The 7,426-nt window shown below is 64.8% G+C and carries 7 protein-coding genes and 2 pseudogenes; 5 read left to right on the top strand and 4 right to left on the bottom strand.

Annotated elements, in window-relative coordinates; all coding sequences use genetic code 11:
- A pseudogene (locus ARTB_RS19975) lies at nt 1-362 on the bottom strand (SRPBCC family protein); the annotation flags it as partial.
- Between the two features lie 922 nt (nt 363-1,284).
- Between ARTB_RS19975 and ARTB_RS19970 the strand changes: the two are divergent.
- Nucleotides 1,285-1,710, top strand: a complete 426-nt coding sequence (locus tag ARTB_RS19970) for an ester cyclase (RefSeq protein ID WP_243182056.1) — start codon at nt 1,285-1,287, stop codon at nt 1,708-1,710.
- Between the two features lie 174 nt (nt 1,711-1,884).
- A pseudogene (locus ARTB_RS19965) lies at nt 1,885-1,983 on the top strand (VOC family protein); the annotation flags it as partial.
- 134 nt (nt 1,984-2,117) lie between these two features.
- Here ARTB_RS19965 and ARTB_RS19960 read toward each other — a convergent pair.
- Complete coding sequence (locus ARTB_RS19960; protein ID WP_243182055.1) at nt 2,118-3,197, bottom strand: glycerophosphodiester phosphodiesterase family protein; 1,080 nt, start codon at nt 3,195-3,197, stop codon at nt 2,118-2,120.
- A gap of 209 nt (nt 3,198-3,406) precedes the next feature.
- Nucleotides 3,407-3,886 (bottom strand): SRPBCC family protein, encoded by a 480-nt coding sequence (locus ARTB_RS19955; protein ID WP_243182054.1) that lies wholly within the window; start codon nt 3,884-3,886, stop codon nt 3,407-3,409.
- 305 nt (nt 3,887-4,191) lie between these two features.
- Between ARTB_RS19955 and ARTB_RS19950 the strand changes: the two genes are divergently transcribed.
- On the top strand, nt 4,192-4,572 hold the full coding sequence (locus tag ARTB_RS19950) for a VOC family protein (protein ID WP_243182053.1): 381 nt from the start codon (nt 4,192-4,194) through the stop codon (nt 4,570-4,572).
- A gap of 194 nt (nt 4,573-4,766) precedes the next feature.
- On the opposite strand, the gene ARTB_RS19945 is transcribed toward ARTB_RS19950, so the two are convergent.
- Nucleotides 4,767-5,660, bottom strand: coding sequence for a potassium channel family protein (locus ARTB_RS19945; RefSeq protein ID WP_243182052.1), 894 nt, complete (start codon nt 5,658-5,660; stop codon nt 4,767-4,769).
- A 234-nt stretch (nt 5,661-5,894) separates the two neighbouring features.
- On the opposite strand from ARTB_RS19945, the gene ARTB_RS19940 reads away from it, so the two are divergent.
- Entirely contained in the window at nt 5,895-6,593 is a 699-nt protein-coding gene (locus tag ARTB_RS19940) for a hypothetical protein (RefSeq protein ID WP_243182051.1), read from the top strand.
- A 307-nt stretch (nt 6,594-6,900) separates the two neighbouring features.
- Nucleotides 6,901-7,419, top strand: coding sequence for a cupin domain-containing protein (locus ARTB_RS19935; protein WP_243182050.1), 519 nt, complete (start codon nt 6,901-6,903; stop codon nt 7,417-7,419).
- Nucleotides 7,420-7,426: the final 7 nt, after the last annotated feature.

Here is a 7,426-nt window from a genome sequence, read left to right as displayed (position 1 = left end):
GGGGGGGGGGGGGGGGGGGGGGGGGGGGGGGGGGGGGGGGGGGGGGGGGGGGGGGGGGGGGGGGGGGGGGGGGGGGGGGGGGGGGGGGGGGGGGGGGGGAGGGGGGGGGGGGGGGGGGGGGCGGGGGGGGGGGGGGGGGGGGGGGGGGGGGGGGGGGGGGGGGTGTACACCATGCGCCAAGGGGGATCGATCTTCAGGAACTCGCCTGAGAGGTGGAACGGTTCGCCGTCGGGTGGCGTCATGCGGAAGTGATAGCGGCCGCCTTCGGCGAGGTTCAGTTCGGCTGCCGGGATAGTGAAGCCCTGCGGGCCCCACCATTTCACCAGTTCGGTTGAGTCCGTCAGCATCCTAAAGACTTCTTCCGGGGGAGCAGCGAGGGTGCATTACAGGTTTAGGACCAGCTCGCCTGTTGGCTCGTCGCCCGTTGCCTTAGTCATCGTTCAACTCTGGCATCCTGCGGACGCTCAGGGAAGCGGATGGGGCTGGGAGCCGCCTGCCACGTCGCGAGCGTCGGCAGCTTGCCTTCCGTCATGGCCCGGCTGGACAGCGCTTCGCAGCTCCTCTTCGAAATAGCGACCCTTTAGTCCGATGCCAACACCCCTATTTCCGCAGGCCCATTCGGTCCGTAATGGCCCCATAGACTTCGGGGGCCTCTCGCGCCGGTGATGGGTGGCGCGGCGTTGAAGAGTCCCGGCCGGCTGCCCCGGCTCGGCGCAGGGCGGTCACGGGCTCCGGATAAGGATTCCGGGGACTGAAACCGGGGGAGCATCGCCATCGCTGCGGTCATCTACGCACTGAAGGGGAATCATCATGTTCAAGGATTCAAACATCATCGCTGTCCTCCCCGCGAAGGAATCTCAATGATGTTGTCAACGGTTTTGACGTTGCCCTCTGGTGCCCCGGCCGGTTCCTGGCCGGGGCACCAGAGGGGATCCAGGTCGACCAGCCAGGATAGGGTTTCCGGTTCTCCCAGATCGGTGATCCCGGTGGTCTCGGCTTTGGGATTCGGTGCCTTCGGCGACCAGTTCAGCATCGATTTTCCGGTCGAAGGCGACCATGCACGCGTGCGACGGCACGCACCATGCGGAGGCCACTGCGCCGCACATAGCGTGCGACTACTGCCCTCCATCGAAGAAATCCCCTCGATGAGATCTATGTTGAAGCGGGCCACCTTCACTACCACAGCCAGGCCAGTGGGTTTAGACTGGCCACCCATGGGACTCTTGAACCGCTCGTGCTGGTCGGTCCGGGTAGGGGCCTCCGTGTACAAACGGAAGGACGACTGTGGAGTCTGAGGACAACAAAGCGCTCGTGCAGCGCTTCTACGCAGAGATCGACGCCGGGAACATCGATGCGATGGACGATCTGGTCGCTGAGGACTATCTTGACCACAACCCGCCATTTCCCGGACTTCCGGCCGGACGGGAAGGCCTGAAACAGGCCTTCCGCATATTCTGGAAGGCGACGCCAGGGCGGCACGAGATCGAAGACCAGATCGCCGAAGCGGACAAGGTGGTGACCAGGTTAACGGCCTACGGTCGACACGAGGGTGAGCTCCCCGGACCCCTGCCTCCCACAGGTGCCGACCTGCGGGAAACCGGAGTGGCCATCCACCGAGTCGAAAATGGAAAGATCGCCGAGCATTGGTCAGACCGGGACGACCTCGGGCTGATGCGGCAGCTCGGCGTGATCCAGTTACCCGGGGACTGACCCGGCATCCACGTACTGTTCATGGCTGCCGGCACCGCCCGCGTCCTGTCATCGGCCAGCGCGATGATCGTAGCTCATACGGTCATGGGAGCCTCGCGTGGCCTATGGCGGGGCGAGTTCTCCTCCGTTTTCCGGCGGAAGCGAACTGATCGCGGTATTCCCCTGCAGGTACGCCTGAAGACGGAGAACGGCGTTGCCACCGCTGATTGGGGGAAGGCGGCCTGGTTCCTGGACAGCGAGGGCAACATCATCAACATCTCGCAGCGCGCGTAGGCCGGAGTCTGGCACCGATCAACGGCGCAAAGCATCGCCGGGGGCAACGAAGCCGAAGGTACCGGCGCCCGTTTTCAAAGTGGGGGCCGGCTTTCGCGTGGTTGGCAGAACGCGGGCGCCTGCAAATCAGTGAATCAGACCTTGGCCGGGTACGCCTTGGGGAGCTTCAGCCCGCGCTCTTCCAGAACGGTGCGCAGGCGGGTGGGGTAGTCGCTGATGATGCCGTCCACGCCCAGGTCCATCAGACGCGTCATGTCCGCCGTGGTGTTGACGGTCCAGGGGATGACCGGCAGGCCGAGCTCGTGGGCGTCCTTGATCATGCCCGGGGTGACGGAGCTGAAGGCGGGGGAGATGACGTCGTAGCCCTGGGCTGCCGCGGCTTTGGCGAGCGAGCCGCCGTAGGTGTCGATGTCGATGCCGCCGAGGTTGGGGCTGGCGCCGGGCTTGCCGACCTCGAGCCAGGCGTCGCCGCTGGACAGGGCGACGAGCGGCAACTGCGGGGCGATCTTCTTGGTCAAGTTCAGCGAGGACCAGTCGAACGACTGCACGGTGCTGCGCCCTGCCATCCCGGCGGTGTAGATCTCCGTGACTACGGCCTTGGTCAGGGCCACCATGCCCTCGCCGCCGGACTTCCCGTCCTCCACCTTGGTTTCGATGTTGAAGCGGACCTTCTTGGCGTCGGCGTCGCGGACCAGCTGGAAGACGTCCTTGAGCTCGGCGATCCGGTTGCCCTCGATCACGTCCTGCTCCGGGTACCCCTTGAGCTGGGTGAACCCGCAGTCCAGGGTCTTGATCTGCGCGAGCGACAGTTCGGCGACCCGGTCACCGACGTAGGGGTACTGCGCGTCGCCGGGAGTCGCCGGCGCGGTGTCGCGGCACTTGTCCGCCTGGATGGTGTCGTCATGCCAGACGATCACCTTGCCGTCGGTGGTCAGGTGGGTGTCCAGCTCCAGCGTGGACACGCCGAGCTTCAGCGAGTTGGCGAACGCGGCCAGCGATTCCTCGGTCCACTCGCCGCGGCCGCCGCGGTGCGCCTGCAGGTCAAAGGAGCCGTTGCTCTCGTTGGTCTTGATTGCCGTTGTCGCCTCTGCGGCCTTTGTTGTGGCGGCGTTCGACGACGGCGAGCCGGCTTCGGGGGTTGAAGCGGCGACGGCGGGGCTCGCCAGCGAGGCGATGAGCGCGGCAGCGGCCACGGCTGTCAGGGGTGTGCGCATGGTGATGGTTCCTCCCGGGTGACGTTACCGGCGTCGTGCCGGCGACCCGACCACCGTAGGGAGGCGAGATGGACTGTTGTGTGCGGGGAGCTGGACCGGGAGTGAACACGAGGAAACCGGGCAGGGTGACGGGTCTGGAGACACGAAAAACCGTTCGTGTTCCGGACGGATCATGACCCTGCAGGAACTCCGCAGCGGGTCAGGACTCCTTAGGTGCCGCCCAGGACCGCCTGCAATTTCTCGAACGACTCGGTCCATCCGTTGCGGTGCAGTTCGAGGCGTTCGTCTGTCAGGAACGGTCCCTGCGAGAGCACCAGGCGCGTGCCTGTGCCGGTACTTCCGAGTGAGAGGTCGACGACGGTTTCCCGGTCGTCCGGTGTCGGTTCCTCCCAGCGGAAGGTGTACACCAGCCGCCAAGGGGGATCGATCTCGAGGAACTCGCCTGAGAGGTGGAACGGTTCGCCGTCCGGTGGGGTCATCCTGAATCGGTAGCGGCCGCCTTCGGTGAGGTTGACGTCGGCCGCAGGGATGATGAAGCCGTGCGGACCCCACCACTTCATCAGTTCGGCCGATTCCGTCAGCATTCTGAAGATCTCTTCCGGGGGAGCGGCGAGCGTGCACTCCAGGTTCAGGACCAGGCCGCCAGTTTGCTCGTTCCCGGTTCCCTCATTAACGGACTCCGCATTCATCCTTCAACTCTGGCATTGTGCGGCCACCGGCGGAAGTGCGCTTTGCAGCTCCCTGTTCGAAGAGCGTCCCTTCAGCCCAATGCCAGCCACCCCTGTTTCCGCAGGACCAGATCGGTCCATAATGGCCACATAACTTCGGGGATCTCTCACGCTGGTGACGGGTGGCGCGGCGTTGAAGAGTCCCAGGTGGCTGCCCCCGGCTCGGCGCAGGGGCGGTCACGGGCTCCGGACAGGTATTCCGGGGACCGAAACCGGGGGGAGCATCGCCATCGCTGCGGTCATCAACGCACTGAAGGGGAATCATCATGTTCAAGGATTCAAACATCATCGCTGTCCTCCCCGCGAGGGACATCAACAGGGCGAAGGAGTACTACCGGGACAAGCTGGGAATCGAACCCTCCGAATCCATGGAGGAGGGCAGCGTCATGTACAGCTGCGGCCAGGGAACCCGCTTCCTCGTTTACCAGACAGACAATGCCGGGACAGCCAAGAACACCCAGATAGGCTGGGAAACGGACAATCTGGAAGGCGAGATGGAAGAACTGCGGGGCCGCGGCGTCGTATTTGAAGACTACGATTTTCCCGGCCTGAAGACGGAGAACGGCATTGCCACCGCATCGTGGGGGAAGGCAGCCTGGTTCCTGGACAGCGAGGGGAACATCTTCAACATCTCCCAGCGCGCGTAGGCCGGAGTCTGGCCCCGGTCAACGACGCAAAGCATCGCTGCCGCCGGCCACGAAGCCGGAGAGTACCGGCTCCCGCCACCAAAGCGGGAGCCGGTTTCAGCGAGGCCTGGCCGGCTTCGAGGCAGGCGTCGCCGCTGGACAGGTTGAAGAGCGCGGTCAGAACGGCAGGGTACGAGGTAGCGGCTACCCGCACGCTAGTTCGTGTGCGGTTCCCCCGGCCGCCGGTGCCGGTGGTGCAGCTCGTAGCTGTCGAACACATCGGAAGAGGTGGCTCCGGAATGGCCGAATTTGCCTCGGAGGACCTCCGCGAGTCCGTCCAGCGCGGCGTGGAGCATCCGTCCGGCGAACTGCAGTTCAGGGTTCTCGCTGCGCTGGGCCTGGGATGCCAGATCCTGGGCGTAGGCCACCGTGGCGGGGAGGGAGCCGCGCTGCTCAATTTCACGGAAGTAGTAGGTTTCGTGGAACGCAAGCAGGTCTATGCTCACCGTAGCCACGTTTCCGGCAATTGCCTCCAAAAGGCCGGCAGCGTGACTGGGATCCATGGCCGATACACCTGCCGGACCTGCAGCCTCCCTGAACAGGTTCAGCTGGTGGGCAAGGGCCCGGCGTCGGTTCAGGGCAGGGAAAGTCTGCAGGATCCAAGTCACCGTTGCTGTCAGCAGGCCGAATCCGGTGACGGCCTCGAGGGCGACAACCAGCCGGAGCAGTGGTTGCGTTGCCACGATATCGCCAAATCCCACGGTGGAAAGAGTGACCAGGGAGATGTAGAGGGCTTCGGCGAAGTCGGCCCGCAGGGGAACTCCGGCTCCGTAAACAAAGCCGTCCGTCAGATGGGGCAGGTATAGCAGAGCCCAGCCGATGGCCGCCAAGCCTGCCCAGGCACCAATGACAGCGGCCATCGCCAAGGGGGCTGCGATGAAGGAGCCCCGGCCCCGCAGTTTTCTCGATACAAGCCAGAATCCGCGCATGATCGCCCGGCCCAGGGGACCGGAGCCGTGCGGATAAAGCAGCGTACGAAAGACGTCAACGAGCATCAGCAGAACCAGCCCGGCCCCCAGAACCGTCCAGAGCGTGTCCTCGAAGTCCATGCCTCATCTTAGAGGCGGCATTATTTGGGGAGCAGCCATACGGTCGGGGCAACGGGCCCGCAGGATTGCTCCTGACGGGCGGGTGCCCCAGTTGCTCGCAGACCTTCCCGAGGCAGATGGCGAGCACTTTGGGTGCCTAGCGTGCGACCATCAAAGTGCCGCAGCCCGTGGGTGTGCCGGCTGTATCGGTTCTCGCGCGCAGAGTGGGCCGGAACGACGTCAAGGGGGAGCGTTGTGATGAGGGGATCTCGGCCGAAGGAAAGTTCGCTGCCGCGCTGGGCCAGAACCGCCGTCGTCGCCTATTTGTCGGCGGTGGTTGCCGTTGTTGTCGCCGCGCTGCTTACCGCAGGCTTCGAACTGGCCCTGGATGCCAGGTTCAAGGAGGGCCTGCTGCTCGTCATGGTGGTTCTGACACTGCCGGTTTCGGTTGGCTATTTCATCATCGGCACTTTCGGCTCCGGGGGTGAATTGAGCCTGATTACTGTCCTCTACTATCTGGGATACGTCCTCCTTGCGGTGGTCAACGCGGGTGTCTTCCGAAGGATTGTCCTCAGCACCCGGAAGCGCGCACCGGTGCCGGCCGCCGGCATGCCTGGCGCCTCGCCTCATTACCCGCACGTGAAACTTCGCGGGGTAACCCCGGACGCCAGAAAGCTCTGGTGGACCGTGCCGCTGGCAGTTTTGCTGAGTCTTCCGCAGTGGATGGTGGCGAGTTTTTCCTGGTGCGGGATCAGCGGCTGCAGTGGGGGAGGTTTCGGCGTGGCCACCGGCACCGAATGGGTCGCGGTGATCCTGAGCGTCGTCAACGGGGTCATCATGGCAGTGGCCGTGTTCGCAGTGCGCTGGCTGTATCCCACCAGGAAGCGTTCCCTCATTGCGTTGGCGGCCGGGACGCTGTTCGGCCTGGTGGGCGCTGCTGTCACCCACGGGTAGTGGCCGGGGTCAGCTCGGCGTGGCAGTGTCATTTCTATGCGGGAGCGGTCCACCCGCTGGCGCGGGGGTTAGGAGGCGGCAAGGTGCCGCTTTGTCTCGCGTATGGGTGGTGGCTGGGCTGGTGCCTGGCTGGCCTGGTGCCTGGCTGGCAGCCCATCTGGGAGACCGGGACCCATCGGGAGGTTTGGTCCCGCCGGTGTTATGTCGGTTCCAGCCTGTGGTGGGTGTGGACGCCAGTAAGCTGCACGGCATTGATCGGATCGGGATCCTGAGTAGCATTGCAGGCACTTCCAAGCTGAGGAGCGTCATGGACAGGTTCGACGAAACGACCGCGCCGGCCACCCTCGAGCAGGGCAGGGCGTACAAACTTGCAGCCGACGAGGGGACCGCCCTGTGGTTCACGAATGCATTGGTCTTGGTCAAGGCAGGCGGCCCGGAGACGAAGCAGCGGCTGACCATCGTGGAGATTCTGCATCCGGCTGGCTACGCGCCACCGATGCACCGGCATCTGGTTGAGGATGAATCCTTCTACGTTATTTCGGGCACGGCTCTGTTCGAGAGCGACGGGGAGCGCTTCACCGTGCAAAAGGGAGATTTCGTCTTTCTTCCCCAAGGTTCCACCCATACATTTCTTGCCGGACCGGAAGAGCCCTTCCGCAGCCTCGTGATCACCGTGCCGGCCGGCTTTGAAACCTTCGCCGCCGAGGTAGGAGCGCCGGCAGCGCGCAGGGAACTACCGGAACCTGAACCTATCGACGGCGAGGGACTAACCGCGATCGCTGCACGCCACAACATCGAGATCGTCGGGCCGCCACTCACTACCTGACAATGGC

It is taken from the genome of Arthrobacter humicola (genome assembly GCF_022803015.1).
GTDB classification, from domain to species: Bacteria; Actinomycetota; Actinomycetes; order Actinomycetales; family Micrococcaceae; genus Arthrobacter; species Arthrobacter humicola_A.
Note: the sequence above shows the minus strand (reverse complement) of the source record. Positions and strands in the feature narration are given on the sequence as shown.

Excerpts from the sequence above, each read along its gene's own strand:
- ARTB_RS19945 (WP_243182052.1), bottom strand. The coding sequence starts at position 5,660 with ATGGACTTCGAGGACACGCTCTGGACGGTTCTGGGGGCCGGGCTGGTT.
- ARTB_RS19935 (WP_243182050.1), top strand. The coding sequence starts at position 6,901 with ATGGACAGGTTCGACGAAACGACCGCGCCGGCCACCCTCGAGCAGGGC.
- ARTB_RS19950 (WP_243182053.1), top strand. The coding sequence starts at position 4,192 with ATGTTCAAGGATTCAAACATCATCGCTGTCCTCCCCGCGAGGGACATC.
- ARTB_RS19960 (WP_243182055.1), bottom strand. The coding sequence starts at position 3,197 with ATGCGCACACCCCTGACAGCCGTGGCCGCTGCCGCGCTCATCGCCTCG.
- ARTB_RS19955 (WP_243182054.1), bottom strand. The coding sequence starts at position 3,886 with ATGAATGCGGAGTCCGTTAATGAGGGAACCGGGAACGAGCAAACTGGC.